This is a genomic window from Clostridium ljungdahlii, from assembly GCF_001636845.1.
GTDB lineage: Bacteria > Bacillota > Clostridia > Clostridiales > Clostridiaceae > Clostridium_B > Clostridium_B ljungdahlii_A.
The window spans coordinates 259055-285061 of record NZ_LITT01000058.1; the positions used below are offsets into that span (position 1 = coordinate 259055).

Below are 26007 nucleotides of genomic sequence, written 5' to 3' on the forward strand. Positions count from 1 at the left end.
ATTTATATTCATAGGTTTACATAATATTCTATTTAACTTCTAGATAATTATACAGTATAATCGAAATTTTTGCATTAGGTAAGAAGCTTAATTAATTTTACGTTCATAATTGAAATTGCAATTAAAAAGTAATATTATCAATAAATAAGATAAAATTTTGGGAGTGTGTCCATTGAAATATATGAAAAAATATATACATAAATACTGGAAGGGTTTTTGTCTTGCTATATTTTGTCTTGCTGTGGAAGCAATGTGTGATTTGATGCAGCCTACTATAATGTCAAAAATAGTAGATATAGGTGTAGCAAATAAGAATATGGATTATATAGTTAAGCATGGATTTATAATGCTGACAATTACTGGATTAGGTGCGCTAGGTGCATCAGGACGTAATATATTATCTGGAAGTGTTTCTCAAAAATTTAGTAAGGATTTAAGGGAAGATTTATTTAAAAGAATTCAAAGCTTTTCCTTTAACAGTATTGATAAATTTAAAAGTAGTTCACTTATAACACGTCTTACCAATGATGTAACTCAAGTTCAAAATTTTGTCAATGGACTTATGAGGATATTTGTGAAGGCTCCTATTGTTTGTATTGGAAGTATTATTATGGCGTCCAAACTGAATTTACATTTAGCAGTGATTTTGTTTATTATAATACCAATTATAGTTTTACTTATATTCTTAAATATGAAAATAGGATATCCCTATTTTATGAAGGTTCAAGTATCACTTGATAAAATAAATTCTGTTATGAGGGAATATTTGTCCGGAGTAAGGGTGGTAAAGGCATTTAACAGATTTAATTATGAAAGTGAAAAATTTAAAATTGCAAATGAAAATTTAGGAAAATTAACTACAACTGCAATGCGTATCATGTCTTTATTTTCTCCAGGAAGAAATTTGATTATAAATATAGGAATAATATGTGTTTTGTGGATTGGTGGAAAGTATGTAGAGGCAGGAAGCATTCAAGTAGGACAAATAATTGCTTTTACTAATTATATGACACAAATACTTTTTTCTATTATGATGATATCTGCTATATTCAATGTATTTGCTAGATCTAAAGCTTCAGCAGTTAGAATTTTTGAAGTATTGGATGAGGAGGATGACATAGAGCTTAATGAAGTATCTGTAAATTTTATGTAAAGAGGGAGGATAGATTTTGAAAATGTATGTTTTTCCTATTCAGAAGGGCATCAAGTTATAAATAATATTAGTTTTACCTGTATGCCAGGGGAAACAGTTGGTATTGTTGGACCTACAGGTTCAGGTAAAAGCAGCTTAGTGAATTTAATACCTAGATTTTATAATGTAACTTCTGGAATAATAAAAATTGATGGAGTGAATGTACAGAATATAGATGAAAAAATTTTGATGGATAAAATAGCTTTAGTGCCTCAAAAAACAACATTGTTTACTGGAACTGTTTTTGAGAATATAAGATGGGGCAGAGAAAATGCTTCTCTAGAAGAAGTAAAAAAAGTGTGTGAAATTTCAGAAGTTAATGAATTTATACATAGATTTCCTGAAAAATATGATACTAAAATTGGACAAGAAGGAATTAATTTTTCAGGTGGACAAAAACAGAGAATTTCCATAGCACGTGCACTTATTAAAAAGCCTGAAGTACTTATATTTGATGATTGTACAAGTGCATTAGATGCAGTTACAGAAATTAGGATAAGAGAAAATTTAAGAAAATATTTAAGAAATTTAACGTGTATCATAATTTCACAGAAAATATCTTCTATAATGTGGGCTGATAAAATACTTGTAATTGATGGTGGAAAATTAATAGGTATTGGAAAACACGATGAACTTATGAAAAACTGTAAAACTTATGAAGACATATTCATATCTCAGTTTGGAAAGGAGAGCATATAAGAGGATATGGGAAAGTATGATAGAAATAACATAGCGGTGCCTTTAGGGTCTAGAAAGAGAGGAAGGGGAAGAAGACTTGGACCTGCGGAAAAACCAAAAAATTTAAGAAAAACGATTCTAAGACTGTGGAAATATTTTGGAAGTGAAAGAAAATTGTTAGTTATAATACTCATATCTGTAATAATAGATTCTGCAGTAGGGCTTATGGGACCTTATCTTTTAGGAAAAGCTATTGATGCCATGTCAGAATCCTATGGAAAAGTAAACTTTCATATTCTTTGGATAATGGTTATGCTGCTTTTATTAACTTATGTAGTGGATGCTATTTTAACTTTTTTTCAGGGATGGATTATGGCAGGGGTAGCCCAGCGGATAATAATGGGTCTTAGAAAAAACTTATTCGGTAAACTTCAAAAACTTCCTTTATCTTTTTTTGATATGAATACTCACGGAGAAATTATGAGCAGACTTACAAATGATGTAGAAAACGTAAGTAGTACTATATCACAATCTACTGTTCAGCTTATGTCAGGGGTAATAACAGTTTTAGGATCTTTTGTAATGATGCTTATATTAAGTCCGTTTCTTACTTTTGTAACTTTAATTACAGTACCTATGGTCTTTTTATTAACTAAGAGTATAGCAAAAAAAACAAATCCGCTGTTTAAAAATCAACAGATAGAACTTGGAAAACTTAATGGACATATAGAGGAAACAATATCTGGGTTCCAAGTAGTAAAAGCTTTTAATCATGGAGAAAAGTGTGTAGAGGAATTTAATAAAATAAATTCTTCCCTATGTGAAGTAGGATTAAAAGCCCAAATTTGGTCAGGATTTTTAATGCCAATTATGAATGTAATAAACAATATAGGTTTTGCAGCTGTAGCAGGTGTAGGGGGAGTTTTAGCTTTAAAAAATATTATAACAGTGGGAGTTATAGCTAGTTTTTTAAGTTATTCAAGGCAATTTGCAAGACCATTAAATGATATAGCTAGTATATTTAATACACTCCAATCAGCAGCAGCAGGTGCAGAAAGAGTATTTGAAGTGCTGGATGAAAAAGAGGAGTTGAAAGATATTTCTCATGCAAAAGTATTTGAGCATGTAAAAGGGCGGGTTACCTTTGAAAACGTAAGCTTCTGCTATAGAAAAGATGTTAAAATACTAAAAAACATAAATTTTGATATAAATCCAGGTACAAAAGTTGCTCTTGTTGGATCTACAGGAGCTGGCAAAACAACTATTGTAAATTTGATCACCAGATTTTATGATGTATCAGATGGTAAAATTTTGATTGATGGAGAGGATATAAGAAATTATAAGAGAGATAGTCTTAGAAAATGCTTTGGCATAGTTCTTCAGGATACGTATCTTTTTGCAGGAACAATACTTGAAAATATCAGGTATGGTAAATTAGATGCAGATTTTACTGAAATTAAGCAGGCAGTCAGGTTTGCTAATGCAGAGACATTTATTGAAAGACTTCCACAGAAATACAATACTTTAATTCATGAGGGAGGAAACAATTTAAGCCAAGGTGAAAGGCAGCTTATAGCTATATCAAGGGCAATACTTTCAAATCCTGCAATACTTATTCTAGATGAAGCTACTAGTAATGTGGATACACTAACAGAACTTAAGATAGAGGATGCCATGAATAAACTTATGAAGGGGAGAACTAGTTTTATTATTGCCCATAGGTTAAGCACTATTAAAAATTCAGATATTATAATGGTAGTAGATAAGGGAGAAATAATAGAGAAAGGAAGCCATAGAGATTTAATTAAAAAGAAGAGTATGTATTACAATATGTATTATAATCAATTTTATAGAAAAGAGTGACTATAAAAAATTTTGATACTACTAATAGCAACGAATAAGTATTTTTTATAGTCTTTGAATTACACGCTTTTTTAGTGATATATTAAATATAGAAAGATTCAAAAATATAAAAAATAATGGGGTAGTTATTATGGAGAATAAAGTATTAACTGTATGTCCTTACTGTGGTGCTGGTTGCAGACTGTATTTAGTGGTTGAAGATGGTAAAATTAAGAGAGCTGAGCCTGCTATGGGCAGAACCAATGAGGGAGAGCTGTGTCTTAAAGGTTATTATGGATGGGATTATTTAAACGATCCTAAACTTTTAACTCCACGTATAAGAAAACCTAAGATACGAAAAAATGGCAAGTTCGAAGAAGTTACTTGGGATGAAGCTATCAGTTTTACTGCAAAAAGATTAGGAGAAATAAGAGACAAGTATGGTGCTGATTCTATAATGGGTACTGGTTGTTCTAGAGGTCCTGGAAATGAAGCTAACTATATTATGCAAAAATTTATGAGGGCTGTTATTGGGACAAATAATGTGGACAACTGTGCTAGAGTTTGTCATGGACCTTCTGTAGCTGGACTTGCTAAAGTGTTGGGAAATGGTGCAATGTCTAATAGTATTCCTGAAATTGATAATGCAGACCTGGTATTTATTTTTGGGTATAATCCTGCAGAATCTCATCCTATGGTAGCAAGAAGAATAGTGAAAGCAAGACAAAAAGGTGCAAAAATAGTAGTAGTGGACCCTAGGATAACAGAAAGTGTAAGGATTTCAGATTTATGGCTTCCGATAAAGGGCGGTACTAATATGGCGCTTGTAAACGGTTTTGCCAATATTCTTATTAATGAAGGTTTATACAATAAAGATTACGTAGAAAAATATACAGAAGGACTTGATGAATATATTAAAGTTATAAAGAAATATACACCTGAATATGTAGAAAAAATAGTAAATGTACCAGCAGAAAAGATTAAAAAAGCTATGGAAATGTATGCTTCAGCTAAAAACCCAATGATACTTTATGGTATGGGAGTATGTCAATTTGGTCAAGCTGTAGATGTGGTAAAAGGATTAGCTGGATTGGCACTGCTAACGGGAAATTATGGAAGACCAAGTGTCGGAATAGGACCTGTAAGAGGACAAAACAACGTACAGGGAGCTTGTGATATGGGAGCACTTCCAAATAATTTTCCAGGATATCAAAGTGTTACGGATAAAAATGTGAGAGAAAAATTTGAAAAAGCCTGGGGAGTAAAAAATCTTCCAGACAAGATTGGCTATCATTTGACTGAAGTACCTAAAGCAGTACTTGAGGAACATAAATTAAAGGCATATTATATCATGGGTGAAGATTGTGTTCAAAGTGATCCAAATTCAAATGAAGTAAGGAAGGCTTTGGATGAGCTTGAATTTGTAGTAGTTCAGGACATATTTATGAATAAAACTACATTACATGCAGATGTGATTCTGCCAGCAACTGCCTGGGGAGAACATGAAGGGGTATATAGTGCTGCAGATAGAGGATTGCAAAAGTTTAACAAGGCAGTTGAACCAATTGGTGAAGCAAAACCTGATTGGCAGATAATTTGTGAGTTATCTTCAGCTATGGGATATAAAATGCACTATAACAACACAAAGGAAATATGGGATGAGATGAGAAGCCTTTCACCTAAATTTGCAGGTGCAACTTATGAGAAAATGGAAACTTTAGATGGTGTACTTTGGCCATGTCCTACAGAAGACCATCCAGGAACTCCTGTTTTGTATGAAAACAATGAATTCAGTACTCCGAGCAAAAAGGGTATTTTATTTGCTTCAGAATGGAGATCTACAGAAGAATCACCAGATGAGAAATATCCACTTAGTTTGTGTACAGTCAGAGAAATAGGTCATTACTCTGTAAGGACAATGACGGGAAATTGCCGTGCTCTACAGCAGCTGGAAGATGAACCTGGAAAAATACAGATGAGTATAGAAGATGCAGAAGAGCTTGGAATTAAAACAGGGGATTTAGTTAGGGTATCTTCAAAAAGAGGTTCTGTAGTAACACGGGCAAATGTTACAGATAGAGTTTTAAAAGGAGCTACTTATATGACTTACCAATGGTGGATTGGTGCTTGCAATGAACTTACAGTGGATAATCTGGATCCTATATCAAAAACTCCAGAATATAAATACTGTGCAGTTAAGGTCGAAACAATAGAAGACCAAGATAAAGCTGAAGAGTATATTGATGATACTTATAAAGCTTTGCGTAAAAAGTTGGGTATTGTAACTGCAAATTAGGATATATAAGAGTTATTGCATAATTAACATGATTATGATATTATATCAACAAGTAAAATTAAAAATAATGTGTATTTCGGTTGGACAAATATTTATTTGTTTTCAAGAAGATAATATGACTTTTGGGGTGGAAAGTCCTTTAGGGGGCTTTCTACTTTTTTAAGCTAAAATAAGGAGGTTATAATGGAAAAAACTTTATTAGATATAGTGTTAATTCTTATATGTACAAGGATAGGTGGAATTATTAGTAGAAAGTTGAAGATGCCAGAGGTTTTAGGGGCACTCATTGCAGGTGTAATACTTGGTCCTGTTATTTTAAATGTTGTTCAGTATGATGATAATATAAAGCTTCTCTCAAATTTAGGAGTAATTATGCTCATGTTTCTTGCAGGTCTTGAGACTAATATTGAAGAATTTAAAAAAGCAGGTTTATCTTCTTTTATAATTGCCATGTGCGGCATTATTTTACCTCTTATTTTGGGAACTTTAAGTGCATATATGTTTTTTAATAATTTCCTAGAAAATGTATTTGTTGGAGTTATTTTAACGGCCACTAGTGTAAGTATTAGTGTGGAAACTCTTAAGGAACTTGGTAAGCTAAATACAAGGGCTGGTATAAATATTTTGGGAGCTGCTGTAATAGATGATGTTTTAGGGCTTATGCTCATATCTATAGTACTTGCAGTAGCCCAAAACTCTGGTTCTGGAGCCTCAGCTTCCGGGATGATGTCACTTGTTTTTGTGTTTGTAAAAATAATTTTATTTTGTGGATTTTCTATATTGGCCATAGTGTGTTTACCTAAGTATATAAATAAATTTACTAGGGATGTAAAACCAGGTAAAGATATGCTCACCTTTTCATTGGCGTTTGCACTTTTAATAGCGTGTGCTGCGGAATACCTTGGTATAGCAGCTATTACAGGGGCATATATATGCGGTCTTATACTTTCTTCTATTGAGCATAAAAAATATTTAGAAAGAAATATCAAAGCAATTTCTTCTGGATTTTTATCACTTATATTTTTTGCAAGTGTGGGCATTGAAGCAAATTTAAAAGGTCTCAATCTAGAAGTACTCATTATTACCTTAGTTATGTTTGTTATTGCAGTTATTGGAAAAATGATTGGATGTGGTGGTGCAGCTAGAGCTCTTAAAATGAGTAAAAGTGAGTCCTTACAAATTGGAGTAGGTATGATCTCTAGAGGTGAAGTTGCTATAATTACTGCAAATATAGGATTACAAAAAAATATTATATCGGAGGAAATATTTCTTCCAACTTTAATGGTTGTAATACTTACTACAATTATAACTCCTGTACTTCTAAAAGTGGCTTTTTCTTATAAAAAGAATTCTTTGTCTGAGCTAGATATTTAAATCATCCTTAATTGTGAATTGTGAATTGATTAAAACATCTGGACACTATAGTAAAATACAATTATAATTTAGCTAAAGAAACAGAAAATCTGGAATTGGATAAAGAAATGAAGAAACGCACTATCTAAATGTATGAAATTAAAAAATAATTGTTGTTGGGAGATGGTATTGTGTTTAAGAAAATAAGTAAGTTTATTGTGGTAGCTGCCGCGTGTGGATTGCTATTTGTGGGGAAAAATTGCTATGCTGCAGAAAATTATAGAATTTGGAATAATGATGCCACCTCTAATGTAGCCAATAACAAGACATGGACAATAAGTTTTAATAAGAATATTGATATAAATTCAGCAAAAAACTCTATTAAAGTATATGAGCAAGACAATAATCAATCAGTAGCAGTTAATGTAGTGAGTTCAAAATCAGATGTTGTGCAGGTTTCACCTGAAAATCCCTACACTTCTGGTGAAAAATACGTTTTGGTAATAGATAATAACTTAAAATCTACTGATGGCAAGCAATTAAATGAAGGAGTAAAATACAATTTTACAGTAGATGGGCAAAATAGTTCCAATGGTGAAATTTCAATAGAAAATTATACTCAGTATTACAATGCGGTAAAGGATGCACTTTCTAATTATAAGGATACTTTAGTTTTAAATATAACAAACTATGATAGGAGCACTTATAATTTGGGTGTCATAGATAAGATTTTGCAGGACAATCCAAATTTAAGAGATTGGTATTCAAGTGCAGGAAGTAATATTGAAGGTTCTAGTTCTACTAAAATGACTATAAATTTTAAGTATGATGATACTAAGCAAAATTTAATAACTAAGGAAAATGCAATACAGCAAAAAGTCGATCAAGTAGTAAACAGTGTCACAACACCTCAAATGAAAGACTATGAAAAAGAATTGGCACTTCACGATTATGTGGTAAATAATACAGAATATGATCAAAGGGCAGGTACAGCGGATATGCCTGATGATTCCTATACTGCTTATGGAGTTTTAGTGAATAAAACAGCAGTTTGTCAGGGTTATGCAGATGCTATGGACAGGCTTCTTACAGCTGCTGGTATAGAATGTAAAATGGTAATAGGACAGGGAAATGATGGAGATGGATGGATAAGCCATGCCTGGAATATAGTAAAAATACAGGGTGAATATTATGAACTTGATTCTACCTGGGACGATCCTGTTACAAATGATGGATCCAAGCTCCTTTCACATTCTTACTTCAATATAACTGATTCTCAGATTGCCCAAGATCATGAGTGGGATAAATCAGATTATCCTGAATGTAACAGTACTGACTATAGTTTTGACAAGCTAAATGTGACGGAGAAAGATAGATATGGCAATGATATAAATGTTGTAGGTAATTATAGTGACTTTTACAATGCATTAAAAAATTATGTAATTAGTCAGAGGCAATCTTTTAGCATTAAAATATTAAATTATAATTCTACAAATTACAATGTTCCAAAAACCTTGAAGCAAATAGTTACCAAATATAATATTTATGGAGACTATAATTTGACCTACTATTCAGACGAAATATCAGGTGCAGAAGTTTTCACAATAGTAAAATCTTAATTGAAGAAAGTAAGGGGGTCTCTGATCCCCTTACTTAATTGTTACATGTATTTGAAATGAATTATATTATTGTAAAGTTTTATATAAATGACGTATAATTTATATAAACGATTTAGTCAGGAGGGAACAAAATGGATAAAAAATTATGGGAAAAATGTGTTGAATTTCACGGACATTTATGTCCTGGACTTGCAATAGGCTATAAGGCCAGTGAGGCAGCTAAAGAAAAAATGGGAATTTCTTTTTCAAAAGATGAGGAGATAGTGTGCATAACTGAAAACGATGCCTGTGGAGTAGATGCGGTTCAGGTAATAACAGGGTGCACTATGGGAAAGGGAAACTTAATTTATAGAGACCGCGGTAAAATGGCGTTTAGTTTTTTTAATAGAAAAAATGGTGATGCTCTGAGAGTGGTATTAAAAAATTGGCCGAGAAGTGGGGACAGACAAAAAGATATTGATTATTTGCTAAATTGCCCTTGTGAAAAATTATTTTATTATAAAAAACCAGAGTTTTCTGTGCCGGAAAAGGCTAGGTCATTTAATAACATAGTATGTGAAAATTGTGGAGAAGATACGGCTGAGCACAGAATTAGAATAATGAATGGAAAAAAGGTATGTTTAGATTGTTTTAAAGAGTATTCAAGGAAAGAATAAATATTTTAATAATATCTTAAAATTTTATATTTGGTTATAATTTTATACTTCTTTTATTAATAAATATAGTATAGTATATTTATGATATATATTAATCTTTATCAAACTAAATTAAAAAGGAGTTTAAACACATGAAATTTAAAACAATTTTTAGTAAATTATTGATAGTGCTTATGGCTATAACTGTAGTTTTACCTATTTCAGGAAATAGAGTTTATGCAGATGCCTATAAAGTTGTAACCTTGGGAGGAGATCTCACAAATAGCCAGAAAGAAGAAATGCTTAAGTATTTTGGAGTTACTAGACAGGATGCTAATGTAATAGATGTCAATATAGATGAAGAGAAAAAATATTTAGGAGATGTTGCAAGCAGTGATAAAATAGGTACAAAATCTATATCCTGTGCTTATGTAGAACCAACGTCCAGTGGTGGATTAAATGTATCTACAAATAACATATATTGGGTAAGCAGCAGTATGATAAAAAATGCACTGATTACTGCAGGAATAAAAAATGCAAATGTTAAGGCATCAGCTCCTTTTAATGTATCTGGAACAGCAGCTCTTACTGGAATTTTAAAGGGGTTTGAAAATAGTGCAAACGGTGGCAAAATTGATGAAAATAAAAAGAAAGCTGCTAATGACGAATTGGTTACTACAGGAGAGTTAGGAGACAAGATAGGGAAAGACAAAGCTGCTGGTGTAATGAATGATATAAAAACACAAGTAGTTAAAGATAAGCCTTCAACTGAAGCTGGGGTAAGAAAGATAGTTGAAAATGTAACTAATAACTATAATTTAAATTTGAGCACCGGAGATATTGATAAAATAACTAATGTTATGAATAAAATAAATGGTTTAAATTTGAATTTTGGAGATATAAAAAGTCAGTTAGGTAGTGTTGCAGATCAGTTAAAGGGTACTTTATCTAGCGAACAGACTCAGGGATTTTTTGCTAAAATTATTAATGCAGTTAAAAACTTTTTTTCTAATCTATTTTAGTATAGTTTAGAACTAAGAGTGGATAATTGAAAGTCATGGATGATTTCCTTCTGTTAAAATTACAGAAAATCTAAAATATAGTGCCATTGAAGCAAAGCTTCAATAAGCTTTAAATTTAAGATTTTTCCTAACATAGTGGAGAAAAATTATCATTTACTCTTTATTCTTAACTTTTAACTATTAATTCAAATATAATTGGAGGTAGCGACAGTTGCTACCTCAAGTTATACAAAGTTATATAAACTTACTTGGTATTAATATTTTATCAATGAAGAAATGGTGAATGATTTAATTAGTATAGTTACTTGTTTTTCTGCTAGATTATATGGAGCAAGAGGTGGAAGAAAAGTTAAAAAAGATATCCAAAAATCTATTAAAGAAATAGAAAAGGAAAGAAGAGGTGAAAAGACCTGATTTTTGGATAGCTAATAGAAAAAAATTATTAGGATTAGTGAGTTAGTATTAACTTTAAAATAGATCAAAATTTGCACAAGTACACCTAGTAGGAAAGGCTTGTGTGATTAGAAATATTTTAGGGGCTGAGTAACACTCGCAATTTTGTTGGACTTTATAGGGATAGTAATTGAATTATAAAGGCTGATACAAAATTTTAATGCGGAAGTATTAACCTTAGTAGTTGAATCCTGTGAAGCTACCACGTTATTAACGGATAATGTAAAAATATTAGACGAGTAAGATTATCGAATATTTAGAAATCAGGAATAATTTTGGAATATAAAAATTATAAGATGGAAACTTTTATACCTGAGGAATATGTGACAAAACTTCGGGAGAGTTTGAATGATATAGGAGCACTAAGTATAGGTGGAAATTATGACAACTGTATGTCAGTTTCTAAAGTTACAGGGTATTGGAGACCCCTTTCAGGAGCAAATCCGTTTAAAGGAGAAAAAGGTGAAGTAAGTGAAGAAGAGGAATGTAAAGTAGAGTTTTGCTGTAAGAGTGACATAGTGGAAAAAGCTATAAGCACCATAAGAAAGGTTCATCCTTATGAAGAACCGGTTATAAATGTAATACCTCTTTCGAATTTTGTAAAATATTAAAAAGCATGAAGTTATAGTAACTTCATGCTTTTTAATATATATCATATTTTTAATTTTGAAACTAATCCTTTAAGATTTTCATTTCTTTCTTTAGCATATTCTGAAAGATGCTTAGCTTTCTCTGATTTTTCTACTATTGTGTTAGTTTTTTCAGCAATCGTAGTAGTTCCGTTTGCACCTTCATTTGCAGCAGTTGTTACACCATTTATTATTTCCGATAAATTTTTAATTGAATCAAGAATTTGGTTTGATGCATCATCAAATTCTGAAACCATGTTTTTAATGGAGTTTGCATCTAAACTGTACTTATCTGCTGCGTCAAGCATAGTTTGGTAATCTAGTTTAACGTTATTTGTCATATAATCCATCATACCATTTGCACTTTGTGCAAGATTATTTACTGAAGCAATTACCTTTTCTGTTATTTGTTTAATTTTTGAAACTGCATTAGAAGAATCATCTGCAAGTTTTGCTATTTCATCTGCAACTACTGAAAAACCTTTACCGGCTTCTCCAGCTCTTGCTGCTTCTATTGCTGCATTAAGAGCTAGAAGACTAGTTTGTTCGGTTATTTCCATTATGGTATTTGAAAGAACAGTAATTTCATCAACAGATTTTGATTGTTCTAAGGCACTTTTAAGTTTTTCACTTGTTTCCTCATAAATTTCAAGCCTTTTTTTCTCTGATTCTAAAAAGCCTGCCTTCAATTTTTTTGCAGTATCATCAATTTCTTTAGCTGATACCGCACCTTCTTTAGCCTTGTTGGCTATAACTTCCACTGATTTTTCTATTTCATTTGATGTAGCATTCATTTCTTCTGTAGATGCTGCTGTTTCTTCCATAGTTGCTGATAACTCTTCAGTAGTTGAAGCAACATCTTCTATATTTGAATTTAATTCTTCCATATGTTTTACAGTGTCTATAACTGCACCCTCTACATTTGAGGACTCCTCTTTGACACCTAGAACAAGTTCCCCAATGGAACCTTGCATTTTATCAATGGATTTTGCAAGTATACCTATCTCATCTTCCTTATGTAAAAATTCTTCTGGTATTTTCTCAGTAAAATCAGCATTCGAAAGCACTTCCAGATGGTTACATGCTACAGTTACAGGATAAATATTTCTTTTAATAAGAATAAACATTAATGCAATTACTGCTAGGGTAATAATTATAGCCATAAGCATTATTATTCTGAAAAGTTGGGTATATTCAACATACATTTGTTTATCTGAAATTATTGAGACAAAGGTCCATTTGTTAGCTACTCCATTTAAAGCTATAGGAGAGTATGCTTTTAGTGATAAAGTTCCTGTTGCTATGGCTTTTTTGTGTGTTTGGAAACTTTCACCATTAGAGATTTTATCCAAAGTATCTTTTTCACTTTTATCTAGATCAACTACATTATTGTTCACTAATCCTTGGTTTTTACCATTCGCAACAATTTTGCCTGTATTTGTAATTATTGATGCATAACCATCCATAGGTTTTGCCTTATTGACAGTTTGCTGTAGATTTTCGAGTTTAATATCTGCTCCTACAACTCCTAAAAAATTTCCACTATCATCAAGTATAGGCATTGTTAGTGAAGTAATTAAAATGTTTTTGCCATCTACTTTATATGTATATGGTTCTATTAAACAAGTTTTTTTCGTTTTCTTTGGAAGAAAATAATAATTTCCACTACTTTCATCATTATAGCCTGTACAAGGTTCTAGTTTTATGCTTCCGTTTTCTCGTACGAGATAGGGCACAAATCTACCAGTAGCATCATAACTATCCTTATTTATATAGGCACTATCTTTTCCGTCAAATGTATTAGGTTCCCAAGCGGTGTATAATCCTAGTATATTGCTATTTTTTTCTAGTGTAGTTTTTAAAATCTCAATTACTTGTTCTCTGCTTAAACTTCCTGATTTTTTACAATATAGAACAGTATTTTTTATTCCTTCAATAGTAGCCTGTGATACTTTAAAGTCTCCCTGTATATCTTTTGCGAAGGCATCTGACACCTGCTTTGCTTGTTCGCTGGCTTGATTATAAGAACTTTGTTGAACTTTTTTAAGTGTAACACCTTCAATAATAGCAATTCCTAAAAGCACTACTATGCCAAGCGTAATACTTAATTTAGTCGCTAGATTTAATTTTTTAAACATGCCAACTCTCCTTTCAAATTTTATATGACAATTAATAACATAATTATCATATATTTATGCACTTTTCATTATTTTTCTTTACCTTTATTTATTCGTTATGTATGAGTAGAAAAATTAGTGCAAATATTAAATATTTTAGTAAAAGTTAAGGAATTTTGTAGATAATGTATATGTATATCAAGTATAGACAGTGAAATCAAAAGGTTGTATAATACATTTAAATTTAATAAAGAATGCTTCTTTACTTTATGTGCTTATTCTGAATGCTTTCGACTTAATTTTTATATGCGAAAGTTGAGTAAATTACAATGAATAATTGTAAATAGGCTATTGACATGAGATTCTATTTATATTATACTTACTAATATCATAAATAGTTAATTGTAAAAACTTAGATAGGGATTAGTAGATTTGTATTATATTTTAAGAGAGTGGTGAAGGGTGTAAATCCACATATAGTATATTTTGAACTCGCCCTGGAGTTGTAGGCTGAATTATAGTAAGCTGAGCCGGCGAAAGCCGTTATTAAATTAAGTAAAAATTTGGATGGTACCGCGACAGACTTCTCGCTCCAAGAGAAGCCTGTTTTTGTATTATAATTTTGCGGTATATAAAAAACTGAAAATAAGAAAACTGTGATAGGGAATAGTAAATGTAATTTATATTTTAAAGAGAGTGGGAAAAGGTGAAAACCCATAGATGTTGTACATTGAACTCATCCTTGAGTTATAGGCTGAAATTACAGTAAGCTGTATCGGTAAAATGCCGTTATTGAATTGAGTAATAATTTGGGTGGTACCGCGAACAGACTTCTCGCCCCAAGAGAGGCCTGTTTTTTTATACCCCTAAATATTAAAAGAAATTGAAATAGAAGTTTTTTTACTGGCCAGCAAAAAACTTGTGTTAGGCATTTGAAAGAAAATAGGATAACATACTGACTGATTATTTCTTTGAAAATGCCTTATATAAAAATAAATTTAGGAGGATTTAATCATGAGTAAGATAAATATATTTGATACTACACTTAGGGATGGAGAGCAGACGCCAAATGTCAGTTTAAACATAAATGATAAACTTACAGTTGCAAAACAACTTCAAAAATTATCTGTGGATGTTATAGAAGCTGGATTTCCAAGAGCTTCGGAAGGAGATTTTGAAGCAGTTAAGGCTATAGCACAAAATATAGAAGGACCTGTGATAGTTGGTCTTGCAAGAGCTGTAAAAGATGATATATGTGAAGCTTGGGAAGCTCTTAAATATTCTAAAAAACCTAGAATTCATGTTTTTATTGCTACATCAGATTTGCATATGAAATATAAACTTAAAATGGAACCTGATGAAGTTTTAAAGAAAGCAATTGAAATGGTAACTTATGCTAAAAGCTTGTGTCCTAGCATAGAATTTTCTCCAGAAGATGCTACAAGGACTAGACCTGAGTTTTTATATAAAGTAGTAGAAGCTGTTATAGATGCAGGGGCAGATGTGGTAAATATACCAGATACAGTGGGTTATACTACTCCAAGTGAATATGGAGCGCTTATAAAAGGAATTAAAGATAATGTGCCCAATATAGACAAAGCCATAATAAGTGTTCACTGTCACAATGATCTAGGCCTTGCCGTGGCAAATTCCCTGGCAGCTGTTGAAAATGGAGCACAGCAGGTTGAATGTGCAGTAAATGGCTTAGGGGAGAGAGCAGGAAATGCAGCACTTGAAGAAATAGTAATGGCAATTAAAACTAGATTTGATTGCTTCAATTGTGAAACAGGTATTGTAACAGAAGAAATAACAAGAACCAGCAAGCTTGTGAGTCATATAACTGGAATGCAGGTTCAAAATAATAAAGCTGTAGTAGGTGCAAATGCATTTGCACATGAATCAGGTATACACCAGCATGGTGTTTTAAATTGCAGGGAAACTTATGAAATTATGACACCTGAATCTGTGGGACTTAAGAAAAGTCTTATAGTGTTAGGAAAACATTCAGGAAGGCATGCTTTTGTAGAACGTCTTGAAGAATTGGGATATAAAAATTTAGGTAAAGAAAAAATAGATGAAATATTCAAAGAATTCAAAGATTTGGCCGATAAAAAGAAGCATGTTTCAGATGAAGACATAGAAAGTCTTGTAAAAAATGAAATTTTCCAGGTTCCTGAAGTATTTAACTTAAAATACTATCAGGTTTCTACAGGAAATGCAGTGACATCAACTTCTACTGTGGAAATAGAATATGACGGTAAAAATATAAAAGAAGCTTCCTGCGGTGATGGTCCTGTAGATGCTACTTTTAAGGCTATTGAAAAAGCTATAGGGATAGATGTTACGTTAAATGACTATTTTATAAAATCTGTAGGATATGGTAAAGATGCACTAGGGGAGGCTACTGTAAAGATTGAAAAAGAAGGTAAAATTTTTTCTGCTAAAGGAGTAAGTACAGATATAGTAGAAGCAAGTGGCAAAGCATTTATAAATGCTATGAACAAAATTCATTATGAGAGTTCTCTAAAAAAAGTTGAAGAATGCTAATATATAATATAAATTTTGATAGGAGTTGATAAACATGGGCATGACCATGACGCAAAAAATACTAGCTCACCATGCAAAAATGGATGAAGTAAAGGCAGGACAATTAATAAAAGTTAAATTGGATTTAGTACTTGGGAATGATATAACTACGCCAGTAGCTATAAATGAGTTTAATAAAATTGGTCTTAACAATGTTTTTGACAAAAATAAAATAGCTATTGTGCCTGACCACTTTACACCAAATAAGGATATAAAATCTGCAGAGCAGTGTAAATATGTTAGAGAATTTGTAAAGAAGATGGAAATCAAAAATTATTTTGAAGTTGGAAGAATGGGAATAGAGCATGCTTTAATTCCAGAAAAAGGTCTTGCAGTTTGTGGAGATGTAGTAATAGGTGCAGATTCTCATACTTGTACTTATGGAGCTTTAGGTGCATTTTCTACAGGAATTGGTAGTACAGATATGGCAGCAGGTATGGCTACAGGGGAAGCTTGGTTTAAGGTGCCAGAAGCTATAAAATTTGTTCTTAAAGGAAAGCTTACTAAATGGGTAAGTGGAAAAGACGTAATACTTCATATTATTGGTATGATAGGAGTAGATGGGGCACTTTATAAATCCATGGAATTTGCAGGTGAAGGAGTAAGTTCACTTACTATGGATGATCGTTTTACCATATGTAATATGGCCATTGAAGCAGGGGCTAAAAACGGAATTTTCCCTGTAGATGAAAATACTATAAATTATGTGAAAGAACATTCAAAGAAAAATTATACTGTATATGAAGCAGATAGTGATGCTGAGTATAGCCAGGTTATAGAAATAGATTTATCAAAAATTCGTCCTACAGTGGCATTTCCACATATACCTGAAAATACAAAGACCATTGATGAGGTAGGAGACATAAAAATAGATCAGGTTGTCATAGGTTCCTGTACTAATGGTAGAATAGGAGATTTAAGGGCAGCAGCTAGCATTTTAAAAGGAAGAAAAGTTAATGAAAATGTAAGAGCTATTATTTTCCCTGCTACTCAAGCTATATATCTTCAGGCAATGAAAGAAGGACTTATTGAAATATTCATAGAGGCAGGGGCAGTGGTAAGTACTCCTACCTGTGGACCTTGTCTTGGTGGACATATGGGAATATTGGCAGAAGGAGAAAGGGCAGTTTCCACTACCAATAGAAATTTTGTAGGTAGAATGGGACATGTAAAGAGTGAAGTATACCTGGCAAGTCCAGAAGTAGCAGCAGCTTCAGCAGTAACAGGTAAAATTTCATCACCAGAGGAGGTAGTAAAATAATGATAAAAGGAAAGGCAATTAAGTATGGAGATAATGTAGATACGGATGTTATAATTCCAGCTAGATATCTAAACACCAGTGACCATAAGGAACTTGCTTCTCACTGTATGGAGGATATAGATAAAGATTTCTCAAATAAGATAAATAAGGGAGATATAATGATAGCTGGTAAAAATTTTGGATGTGGTTCTTCTAGAGAACATGCACCTATAGCTATTAAAGCTTCTGGAATAAGCTGTATTATAGCTGAGACATTTGCTAGAATATTTTTTAGAAATTCCATAAATATAGGACTTCCTATAATGGAATGTGAAGAAGCTGCAAAGGACATAGATGAAAAAGATGAAGTATCTGTAGATACAGTTTCTGGAGTAATAACAAATATAACTAAAAGCAAAACTTATAAAGCTGTTCCTTTTCCTGAATTTATGCAGAAGATCATAAAATCAGAGGGACTTATAAACTATATAAAAGAAGAGGTGGAAAACAAGTGAAGATAGCTATAATACCAGGAGACGGAATTGGAAAAGAAATAATTGCACAGGCAAAGAAAGTGTTAAAGGCAGCCTCTGTAAAATATAAATTTGATTTTGAATATGAGGAAGTACTTTTAGGTGGCGCTGCAGTGGATGCCACAGGAGTTCCTCTTCCAGATAAGACTGTTGAAGTTTGCAAAAAAAGTGATGCTGTACTTTTAGGCGCAGTAGGCGGACCTAAATGGGATAGTTTGCCTAGTAAACTTAGACCAGAAGCTGGTCTTTTGGGTATAAGAAAAGCCCTTGGGGTATTTGCAAATTTGAGACCTGCCATACTATTTCCAGAGCTTATATCAGCTTCAAATTTAAAACCAGAAGTACTTGGCGGCGGCTTAGATATTATGATAGTAAGAGAATTAATAGGTGGGGCGTATTTTGGAGAGAAAAACAGAATAGATATTGAAGGTGGAAAAAAAGCCTGGGATACCATAAGTTATACCAGCTTTGAAATAGATAGAATTACTAGAAAGGCTTTTGAAATTGCAAGAAAGAGAAATAACAGACTTACTTTAGTAGATAAGGCCAATGTACTTGAAAGTTCCAAGCTGTGGAGAGAAGTAGTGGGAAACATAGCAAAGGAATATGAAGATGTAGAAATAAATTATATGTATGTGGACAATGCTTCCATGCAGCTTATAAGAGATCCTAAACAATTTGATGTAATTTTAACTGAAAATATGTTTGGAGACATTTTAAGTGATGAAGCTTCAATGCTTACGGGTTCTCTTGGAATGCTGCCTTCTGCAAGTGTAAGGGGAGATTCCTTTGGATTATATGAGCCTGTACATGGTTCTGCACCAGATATCGCAGGGCAGAATAAGGCAAATCCAATTGGAACAATTATGAGTGTTGCCATGATGCTTAAGTATAGTTTTGATATGGAACAGGCCTATGTGGATATAAAAAATGCCATATCAAAAGTGCTTAAAGAAGGTTACAGAACAGGTGATATAGCACTTGAAGGATCAAAATTAGTTGGTACAGAAGAAATGGGAGACTTAATAGTTAAGAATTTATAATGTAGAGTTTCTAAGTAAAAATAAACTTATACTCCGAATATTTTTACAACCACAAGTATGTTAAATATTTTGATAAGCCTAATTAGAAAATTTGTAAGAACCTAAGGAATTTTGAAAACTCGTACCTCAGACAATTCAAAATTCCTAAGTTTTTTAACAAATTTTCCATTAAGGCTTATATACAAAATATTTAAATATACTTGTTTATTGTAAAATATTCTTACGTATAAGTTTATTTTAGTTAGAAATATTACAGATTGAAAACTTTAAACTTGACTTAATGTTAATTTAGAAATTTTAGAATTTTAGATATGTCTGAGGTATGAGTTTAGATAAGCTTCTAAGATTCTCTAAAATACCTCACTAAGACTTATAAAAAAGTTTTTAAGTGTGATTTCAATGTTGAAAATAGATATTTAATAGTAAACTTGGATAAGTGGCTTAAATATGCTAAGTACATGATTAATGGCTACTCTATTAGGAAAAGTGCTAAAATTGTAGAAATTAACATAGCAACAAGTTTCTTTTGGAGACATAAAATTCTCGATTGCATAAGCACATTTTTAGGTAAAGGATACGTTGATGGTGTTGTTGAAGCAGATGAAGTATTCTTTGCAGAAAGTTTTAAAGGTACAAAACCTTCTAACATGCCAAGACACTCTCGTAAAAGAGGCAAACAAGTTAAGAAAAGGGGTATCTCCAAGGAAAAGGTTTGCATTGCTACTGTTATTGATAGGCAGGGTAATTTAATTATGGAATTAGCATGTAAAGGTAGAATTACATCTAATGAATTAGAAACATTATATTATGGGCATATAGCAAATGGTTCTATACTTTGTACTGATAGTCATAAAAGTTATATTCAATTTACAGATGATTTATCATTAGAACATAAACGTATAAAAAGAGGAAAACATAAAGAAGGATTATATCATATTCAACATATTAATGCTCTCCATAGCAATTTAAAGAAATGGATGAATAGGTTTAATGGTGTTGCAACAAAATATATAAGTAATTATATTATTATCAAGAGCAAATTTACAAAAAACATTAAAATACAAAACCCTCAATATAATATACATGTATAATATGTTACAATAATAAAAAACCCAACGACTTGTTGGAGTTTTTATTTCGTAATGTAAGAACTGTGGATAACCTGTGGATAAAGTTGTTAATAACATTTGCTTCGTCTTTTAACAATAATCCGTACCAACATTATGCTAATTTTTTTGTATTAAGACATTCCTCAAGAAATATATTAATATCCTTATTGTTTTTTAAAGTAATAACTTTTTCTTTATATGGGGAAATTCTATCTTTTAAATTGTCTTTTCCTTCATCATAATCTTTTGACCATTGCAACATACATTTAAGCATTTTGTATCGTGGATTATAAATACATTCTTCAATACCAAGTCGTTGCTTTACCCAGCGTTTAATAATCCTGTAATTCCTTAATTTCGGAGAAATTTCAAGTAAAATAATTGTATCTGCCATCTTTAAACCCTCTTCAAAACAAGGTCTCCCTGTATCTTCGATAATCCAACTTGTTTGCTGTATTATTGAATAAAACAGATTATCCCTTTCTTCAACGGGTCTTTTACAATTACCCCAAGGGTTTGATTTATCAGAGATATGTACAATTTCATCAAGTGGTTGGTAAAGGATTTTTAATATTAGGGACAATTTTTTTGCAAGTGTTGACTTGCCACTTGATACTGAACCAACAATATATATTTTCATATTTAATTACTCCTTTACATACAAATAACTTTTCTTCGTTATAAATTACAATTGTTCATTAATTTATATATTAAATATACACTATAAAAGGTTAAGAATTCTATAATATTATAGCCTTTTATAAATATCTGCATAATTAACCTTGACTTGTTCTTTAAGTTCCTTATTTTCTTCTTCAAGTCTTTTTATTTTTCGCTTTAAACTTGCTATAATAGCGTCTTTATTGTTATCATCCATTTTTCTTTTCACTTGTGATGGAGTAGGTACTTGTGATTGTTGGTGTCTAAGTGTTTCTATACGTTCTCTGATATCTATATTATCATAGAGTGTTTTTTTAGTAACTCCACTTTCACTTGCAACGCTATTAAAATTGATAGGCTTTTGAGCTTTTACAAGCCTTTGTATTGCTTTATCTACCTTTTCTTGAGTTATAGCCTTACGTTTATTATGTAATTCTTTTAAATGCTCTATACGGTTATAATTGCTCATTTAATTCACCTTTCTTCTTTAACTTGTCTAATCTACTGTAAATCATACTTCCTTGCGAAATTTTAGAGTAAATATCTTCATATAATTTAAGTAATTCTTCATTTTCACTAACCATTTCAGTTCTATTATACATTTTAGCATTTTCAATCATAGTTTTAGTTGAGTTTATTAATATCTCATACTTAGTGATATCTCCTTCAAATGCTCCAACACACAAATCTTTACAAGGGCTGCCATTATTACAAGTTAAACATGGTGGTTGTTTAGCATAACTACATTTACCATTTTTTCTTTGCATACATGTACCATAAGGTGTATCAAGTGCATTTAATTTATGATTAGTATATAACATATCTATAATATCAGAAGGAATTTCTCCATCATTTTCTTCTTTTAATTTATCACTTTCATCAAAACTAAATATTCCTTGTTTTACTGCCTTATCAAAGACTTTTCTTTTAGTGTCATCAAGCAGCTTTGCATATCTCATAGTCATTTCTGGTGAAGCATGAGCAAGTAATTCCTGTACTGTTAGTATATCAGCACCACCATTTAATAATTTTATGGCATATGTATGTCGAAAAGCATGATTTTTAAAGTGAAATATTTCTCCATACTCATCTTTTATAGAATATTCTCTTGCAAATCTATTTAAATTAGATTGAACATGACTACTTAGATAAGGAATTCCCTTTCTTTTTCCACTATATCTAACAAAAATGAATCCTTCAGGATTATTATATTCGTTACTAATTTCTTTACCATTATGGATTAAAACTGCTATCATATTAGCTAATTCATCATCTATAGGAATTCTGTGGTCCTTAATATATGTCTTTTCAATATCAGTTTCTATCCAAAATCTATTATTGAGTTTGATTAAACAATCAAATTTTAATCCTAATACATCAGATATTCTTAGTCCAGTCTTATACATTATCCATACTATTGGAACTGTATCCTTGTAAAGTCCATTTATGTTTTCAAATAATTGCTCTAATACAAAGTCTGGAACATAATCTATCTTAGATGCATTTTTCTTTTCTCTTGATGGTTTGTCTTCTTTATATATTAGCTTTCTTATATCTTCCAAAGGGGCAATAGGGAATTCTTTTAACTGAATATCACATAAAAATTTATTTATATTAGATATGGCAGTTATTTTATAAGTGTTTGGGTTAGAATTCCTATGAGTCAAATTTTCTTCTATATATATATTTAAGTGCTCATAATATTTTAACATATCAACTCTTTTTAGTTCTTTTAATGATTTCCATTCTGGGTGTTCTGCACTAAGAAAATTTAATAAATTCGGAATGTATGTCATGTAATTTACTGCCGTTCCCCAACTAAAACTATTGCCACTAATAAGCCTTTGTTTGAAATAATCCTTAACCCCTTGTCTAAAATACTTATTTTTAATGACAGTAAAATTAATAGAATTAACTTTAGCTGTTTTATTATATTTTATTCCATATTCTCTAAGTCTGCGAATATTCCAGATATCTTTTATCCATTCCTCTCTACTATCAGCCAATTCAAATAAATTCCAATATACATTTTCTAAATAACAAGCTATAGCTGTTTTTTTATAATATGTATTTCCTGTAGTATCAGTTAAAACTTTATTTAATTCTATTGTCTTTAAGTTGTTAATTTCAAGCCAGTCTATCCATTCAAAATTAGCTTTTTCTATATCAAGTTCTAAAATTGATGATATATTGGGATATCTATCATTAATAAATTCAGCCAATCTTTTGTTGTATTTACTTTGAGTTACTATTGAATAAGATATCGACCATTCATTAGAAAATATTTTTTGTTGAAACAGATATTTGATTTCTCTATTTAAGGTTAAGTTATTAAAGGTGAAATGAATATTTTTACTGCGAGCTTTCATTTCATATCTGCTATACTGCTCTTTTAGATGAGAAACATTAGAAAAAAAGTCTACATGCCATAGGTTATTTTTCAAAAAATAATCTGTTTGTATTTCTTTATAACTTACTGACTTATCGTCATTTATTAATATTTCAACATATTTTGATAGCTCATTTGTTATTTTATCATTATATTCACTTGAATTTTCATGTCCTAATTTAATTATATTATTTTTCATTAGTATCTCCTTTGTTTATCTGAAATGATGGCTGTGCTAATTCCCAACTTGCTCTTATATCTTCGTCAGAAGGGTGTAAATACATATTCATGGTTGTTTGTATCTGCGCATGACCTGCTCTTTCTTGGGTTGCTTTAACATCTTTTGTTGCTTGGTAGTATACTGTCAGGCTTGTATGTCTTAAAAGGTGAGCATGAACATCTATTCCAGTTTTCTTTTTTAATCTTTTAAATAAATCACTAACATCTTGATATTCTAAAGGTTGACCTTTGTTTTCACCTCTTAGTTTTACAAATACAGAATTAGTGTCTATCTCTAATTCATCTAAAATATCATAAGCATAATCATCAAATAGGTCTATTAACTCTTGTGATATATGTATCTCTCTTTCTCCTGTTTTCAACCTTGCCCCATTAGGAAGTTCCCCTCTATCAACTAATCTAATTCTATGACCGTTATTGTGGTCGAATATAATATCCTCTATAAATAAAGATAAGGCTTCGCCGATTCGGAGTCCTGTTTCAAATAACAACTTTATTAAGAATTCATCTCTAATATTAGTTGTTGCATTATAGACTTTTTGCATTTCTTCTTTTGTAAGAACTTTTATTTTACGTCTTGGTTCTTTAATTTTTAATATATTCTTACTTGAAGGCTTGTTTTTATTTAAATGATAGAGAAAATCTTTATAGTGTACATGCCCTCCAGTAAATATTTGTTTCATAAGCTTATCAACCATATCATTGTTTATTTCTTCTGTTCTATATAAATAATCATAAAAGCTTGTTACAACTGTTATAATTAAGTTAACTGTCTTTTCAGTTCTTTTTGATTTAGTTAGTTTTATATTAACCACCTTATTACTTTCATATGGGTTCCTGAGCCACCCTACAAAGTCAGACAGTATGTTTATGTTAACAATTCTATAATCTACATCTATTTCTTGTAGGTATTCAAAATATAATTTCAAAGAATAAGCATAAGTCTTTTGAGTGTTGAAACTCTTCTCACCATTGTCAATATACTTTAGATATTTCGCTGCTGGTATTATTGGTAGTCCATTATCATCAACCAGTAAGTATCTTCTTTGATTATTATCTAACTTGACTTCTTGTACCTTCATTTGTTGTTCTCCTTTGTAAATCCTATATATCTATTATACAAACACACATTCCTATATGCTATAAGTATATTCTACCAACTATACTATTTTAATAATCTCTGTTAAAATAATATAGTATATAAAAAAAGATATGGAATTAGTGCTTATAATACACTATCTATCCCATATCTATAATACTATATTTAAATATTAAGTGGTTCAAATGGCTTCAAATATTTGATACAGATAAAGAGATAATAAAGGCTAAGAACTTTATGGTTCAAAGCAATGTAACCCATTCATATATCAAAATAAAAGATTTGAAAAATAGAGAGCCAATGTATGTATAGCATGTGTGATATTTTGCAAATTATGTTATAACAAGTATTATTAAAAACTATAATTTAATGAACAATAGTAATAAAAAATGTACTACCGATTATTTACAAACTTAATATCATAGAATAGGCAGTGATGAAATGATAAATGGAGGTATTTTGATGAATAAGCAAGACAGAATTGGAACAGTATTTTTATATGGAGTTTTCGTTTTTTACATACTTTTTTTAATTAAATTATTGTTATTATCAAGAGTTTCGCTTTTTGAGGTGTTTAATAGTCAAAGGACTTTACATAGGTCAATCAATCTCATTCCTTTTCATAGTATATCGGAATATATATCTGGAAGCACTATGAATTTAAGAAGATTTGCTTTTAGTAACTTGGTTGGCAATATCATTATTTTTATTCCACTTGGTGTATATTTGACATTATTCAAAAAAGATAAAAGAGTAATCCTCAATCTGTTGTTTATATTCATAGTGAGTTTATTTGTTGAAGTCATTCAGGGGCTTTTGGCTTTAGGAACAGCGGACATTGATGACATAATTTTAAATTGTTTGGGTGGATTAGTTGGGATTTTAGGGTATAAGTTTTTATTGTTGCTATTAAAAGATGAAAAAAAAGTACGTGTTGTAATCACAATAATATCTGTAATAGGATTACCTGTTTTATTATATTTATTATTCATGGTGAGATTGAGGATTTAAATATCTTTATTGCATATACAAGAAGATACCCTACACAAAAAGAACGTAGAAATTAAGCGTAATCTACAGTAAATTTAATGTACAATATTCAAATATTGTACATTATAGGTGGACAATCCCACCTATAATTTTTATTGTCAAGAAAACCACCGGTAATGCCGGTGGATAAAAGGGCTTAAGCTCTGAACAATAAAAACCCCCTATGATATAATTTGAACGACTGACAATCGCAAAAATTAAAATATCATAGGGAGGTGTCGT

20 protein-coding genes, 2 pseudogenes and 3 other annotated features are annotated in these 26007 nt (G+C 31.0%); of the genes and pseudogenes, 17 read left to right on the plus strand and 5 right to left on the minus strand.

Going from position 1 to position 26007, the window contains the following annotated elements; genetic code table 11:
• Window positions 1–181: 181 nt before the first annotated feature.
• From WY13_RS22235 to cutA, 10 genes are all read left to right on the plus strand, one after another.
• Window positions 182–1153, plus strand: a complete 972-nt coding sequence (locus WY13_RS22235) for an ABC transporter permease (protein WP_347459497.1) — start codon at window positions 182–184, stop codon at window positions 1151–1153.
• Window positions 1154–1219: 66 nt separating this feature from the next.
• A complete protein-coding gene (locus WY13_RS22240; protein ID WP_347459499.1) occupies window positions 1220–1891 on the plus strand; it encodes an ABC transporter ATP-binding protein in 672 nt (223 codons plus the stop codon).
• Between the two features lie 6 nt (window positions 1892–1897).
• On the plus strand, window positions 1898–3733 hold the full coding sequence (locus tag WY13_RS16720; protein WP_063556718.1) for an ABC transporter ATP-binding protein: 1836 nt from the start codon (window positions 1898–1900) through the stop codon (window positions 3731–3733).
• 130 nt (window positions 3734–3863) lie between these two features.
• Window positions 3864–6008: a formate dehydrogenase subunit alpha gene (gene fdhF / locus WY13_RS16725; protein ID WP_063556719.1), complete on the plus strand. Its 2145-nt coding sequence runs from the start codon at window positions 3864–3866 to the stop codon at window positions 6006–6008.
• Window positions 6009–6086: 78 nt separating this feature from the next.
• Window positions 6087–6145, plus strand: a sequence feature (sodium ion sensor (DUF1646 type); this cis-regulatory element may regulate processes involved in with the transportation of sodium ions).
• A 46-nt stretch (window positions 6146–6191) separates the two neighbouring features.
• Window positions 6192–7382, plus strand: coding sequence for a cation:proton antiporter (locus tag WY13_RS16730; protein WP_063556720.1), 1191 nt, complete (start codon window positions 6192–6194; stop codon window positions 7380–7382).
• 170 nt (window positions 7383–7552) lie between these two features.
• Complete coding sequence (locus WY13_RS16735; protein WP_063556721.1) at window positions 7553–8980, plus strand: transglutaminase domain-containing protein; 1428 nt, start codon at window positions 7553–7555, stop codon at window positions 8978–8980.
• A gap of 131 nt (window positions 8981–9111) precedes the next feature.
• Window positions 9112–9636: an FmdE family protein gene (locus WY13_RS16740; RefSeq protein ID WP_063556722.1), complete on the plus strand. Its 525-nt coding sequence runs from the start codon at window positions 9112–9114 to the stop codon at window positions 9634–9636.
• Between the two features lie 131 nt (window positions 9637–9767).
• Window positions 9768–10637 (plus strand): DUF1002 domain-containing protein, encoded by an 870-nt coding sequence (locus WY13_RS16745; RefSeq protein WP_063556723.1) that lies wholly within the window; start codon window positions 9768–9770, stop codon window positions 10635–10637.
• Window positions 10638–10913: 276 nt separating this feature from the next.
• Window positions 10914–11051: a hypothetical protein gene (locus WY13_RS21575; protein ID WP_204377974.1), complete on the plus strand. Its 138-nt coding sequence runs from the start codon at window positions 10914–10916 to the stop codon at window positions 11049–11051.
• 314 nt (window positions 11052–11365) lie between these two features.
• Complete coding sequence (gene cutA, locus WY13_RS16750) at window positions 11366–11701, plus strand: divalent cation tolerance protein CutA (RefSeq protein ID WP_063556724.1); 336 nt, start codon at window positions 11366–11368, stop codon at window positions 11699–11701.
• 41 nt (window positions 11702–11742) lie between these two features.
• Here the strand turns inward: cutA and WY13_RS16755 are convergent, their stop codons facing one another.
• Complete coding sequence (locus WY13_RS16755) at window positions 11743–13857, minus strand: methyl-accepting chemotaxis protein (RefSeq protein WP_063556725.1); 2115 nt, start codon at window positions 13855–13857, stop codon at window positions 11743–11745.
• A 383-nt stretch (window positions 13858–14240) separates the two neighbouring features.
• Window positions 14241–14434: a binding site (T-box leader), on the plus strand.
• A gap of 49 nt (window positions 14435–14483) precedes the next feature.
• Window positions 14484–14681: a binding site (T-box leader), on the plus strand.
• A gap of 166 nt (window positions 14682–14847) precedes the next feature.
• On the opposite strand from WY13_RS16755, the gene WY13_RS16760 reads away from it, so the two are divergent.
• The 5 genes and pseudogenes from WY13_RS16760 to WY13_RS20720 form a co-directional block, all read left to right on the plus strand.
• On the plus strand, window positions 14848–16383 hold the full coding sequence (locus WY13_RS16760; protein WP_156499077.1) for a 2-isopropylmalate synthase: 1536 nt from the start codon (window positions 14848–14850) through the stop codon (window positions 16381–16383).
• Between the two features lie 34 nt (window positions 16384–16417).
• A complete protein-coding gene (leuC, locus tag WY13_RS16765) occupies window positions 16418–17683 on the plus strand; it encodes a 3-isopropylmalate dehydratase large subunit (RefSeq protein ID WP_063556727.1) in 1266 nt (421 codons plus the stop codon).
• Window positions 17683–18177: a 3-isopropylmalate dehydratase small subunit gene (gene leuD, locus WY13_RS16770; protein WP_063556728.1), complete on the plus strand. Its 495-nt coding sequence runs from the start codon at window positions 17683–17685 to the stop codon at window positions 18175–18177. The genes leuC and leuD overlap by 1 nt, the downstream gene beginning before the upstream one ends.
• The gene (gene leuB / locus WY13_RS16775; protein WP_063556729.1) at window positions 18174–19238 is read left to right on the plus strand and encodes a 3-isopropylmalate dehydrogenase; all 1065 of its coding nucleotides are present in this window, start codon (window positions 18174–18176) and stop codon (window positions 19236–19238) included. The genes leuD and leuB overlap by 4 nt, the downstream gene beginning before the upstream one ends.
• 356 nt (window positions 19239–19594) lie before the next feature.
• Window positions 19595–20263, plus strand: a pseudogene (locus WY13_RS20720) (IS1595 family transposase); the annotation flags it as partial.
• Window positions 20264–20459: 196 nt separating this feature from the next.
• On the opposite strand, the gene WY13_RS16785 reads toward WY13_RS20720, so the two are convergent.
• From WY13_RS16785 to WY13_RS16800, 4 genes are all read right to left on the minus strand, one after another.
• Window positions 20460–20987 (minus strand): hypothetical protein, encoded by a 528-nt coding sequence (locus WY13_RS16785; protein WP_063556730.1) that lies wholly within the window; start codon window positions 20985–20987, stop codon window positions 20460–20462.
• Between the two features lie 108 nt (window positions 20988–21095).
• Window positions 21096–21476: a DUF6262 family protein gene (locus tag WY13_RS16790; RefSeq protein ID WP_063556731.1), complete on the minus strand. Its 381-nt coding sequence runs from the start codon at window positions 21474–21476 to the stop codon at window positions 21096–21098.
• Window positions 21463–23595, minus strand: a complete 2133-nt coding sequence (locus tag WY13_RS16795; RefSeq protein ID WP_063556732.1) for a tyrosine-type recombinase/integrase — start codon at window positions 23593–23595, stop codon at window positions 21463–21465. The genes WY13_RS16790 and WY13_RS16795 overlap by 14 nt, the downstream gene beginning before the upstream one ends.
• Window positions 23585–24718 carry a tyrosine-type recombinase/integrase gene (locus tag WY13_RS16800; protein ID WP_063556733.1) on the minus strand — a complete coding sequence of 378 codons (1134 nt, stop codon included), beginning with the start codon at window positions 24716–24718 and terminating at the stop codon, window positions 23585–23587. The genes WY13_RS16795 and WY13_RS16800 overlap by 11 nt, the downstream gene beginning before the upstream one ends.
• A gap of 188 nt (window positions 24719–24906) precedes the next feature.
• Here WY13_RS16800 and WY13_RS21210 point away from each other — a divergent pair.
• Both WY13_RS21210 and WY13_RS16805 read left to right on the plus strand, forming a co-directional pair.
• A pseudogene (locus tag WY13_RS21210) lies at window positions 24907–25047 on the plus strand (IS1595 family transposase); the annotation flags it as partial.
• A gap of 150 nt (window positions 25048–25197) precedes the next feature.
• Window positions 25198–25746 carry a VanZ family protein gene (locus WY13_RS16805; RefSeq protein WP_063556734.1) on the plus strand — a complete coding sequence of 183 codons (549 nt, stop codon included), beginning with the start codon at window positions 25198–25200 and terminating at the stop codon, window positions 25744–25746.
• Window positions 25747–26007: the final 261 nt, after the last annotated feature.

Excerpts from the sequence above, each read along its gene's own strand:
- WY13_RS22235 (WP_347459497.1), top strand. The coding sequence starts at position 182 with ATGAAAAAATATATACATAAATACTGGAAGGGTTTTTGTCTTGCTATA.
- WY13_RS16720 (WP_063556718.1), top strand. The coding sequence starts at position 1,898 with ATGGGAAAGTATGATAGAAATAACATAGCGGTGCCTTTAGGGTCTAGA.
- fdhF (WP_063556719.1), top strand. The coding sequence starts at position 3,864 with ATGGAGAATAAAGTATTAACTGTATGTCCTTACTGTGGTGCTGGTTGC.
- WY13_RS16730 (WP_063556720.1), top strand. The coding sequence starts at position 6,192 with ATGGAAAAAACTTTATTAGATATAGTGTTAATTCTTATATGTACAAGG.
- WY13_RS16740 (WP_063556722.1), top strand. The coding sequence starts at position 9,112 with ATGGATAAAAAATTATGGGAAAAATGTGTTGAATTTCACGGACATTTA.
- WY13_RS16745 (WP_063556723.1), top strand. The coding sequence starts at position 9,768 with ATGAAATTTAAAACAATTTTTAGTAAATTATTGATAGTGCTTATGGCT.
- WY13_RS21575 (WP_204377974.1), top strand. The coding sequence starts at position 10,914 with ATGGTGAATGATTTAATTAGTATAGTTACTTGTTTTTCTGCTAGATTA.
- WY13_RS16755 (WP_063556725.1), bottom strand. The coding sequence starts at position 13,857 with ATGTTTAAAAAATTAAATCTAGCGACTAAATTAAGTATTACGCTTGGC.
- leuC (WP_063556727.1), top strand. The coding sequence starts at position 16,418 with ATGGGCATGACCATGACGCAAAAAATACTAGCTCACCATGCAAAAATG.
- leuD (WP_063556728.1), top strand. The coding sequence starts at position 17,683 with ATGATAAAAGGAAAGGCAATTAAGTATGGAGATAATGTAGATACGGAT.
- WY13_RS16785 (WP_063556730.1), bottom strand. The coding sequence starts at position 20,987 with ATGAAAATATATATTGTTGGTTCAGTATCAAGTGGCAAGTCAACACTT.
- WY13_RS16790 (WP_063556731.1), bottom strand. The coding sequence starts at position 21,476 with ATGAGCAATTATAACCGTATAGAGCATTTAAAAGAATTACATAATAAA.
- WY13_RS16795 (WP_063556732.1), bottom strand. The coding sequence starts at position 23,595 with ATGAAAAATAATATAATTAAATTAGGACATGAAAATTCAAGTGAATAT.
- WY13_RS16800 (WP_063556733.1), bottom strand. The coding sequence starts at position 24,718 with ATGAAGGTACAAGAAGTCAAGTTAGATAATAATCAAAGAAGATACTTA.
- WY13_RS16805 (WP_063556734.1), top strand. The coding sequence starts at position 25,198 with ATGAATAAGCAAGACAGAATTGGAACAGTATTTTTATATGGAGTTTTC.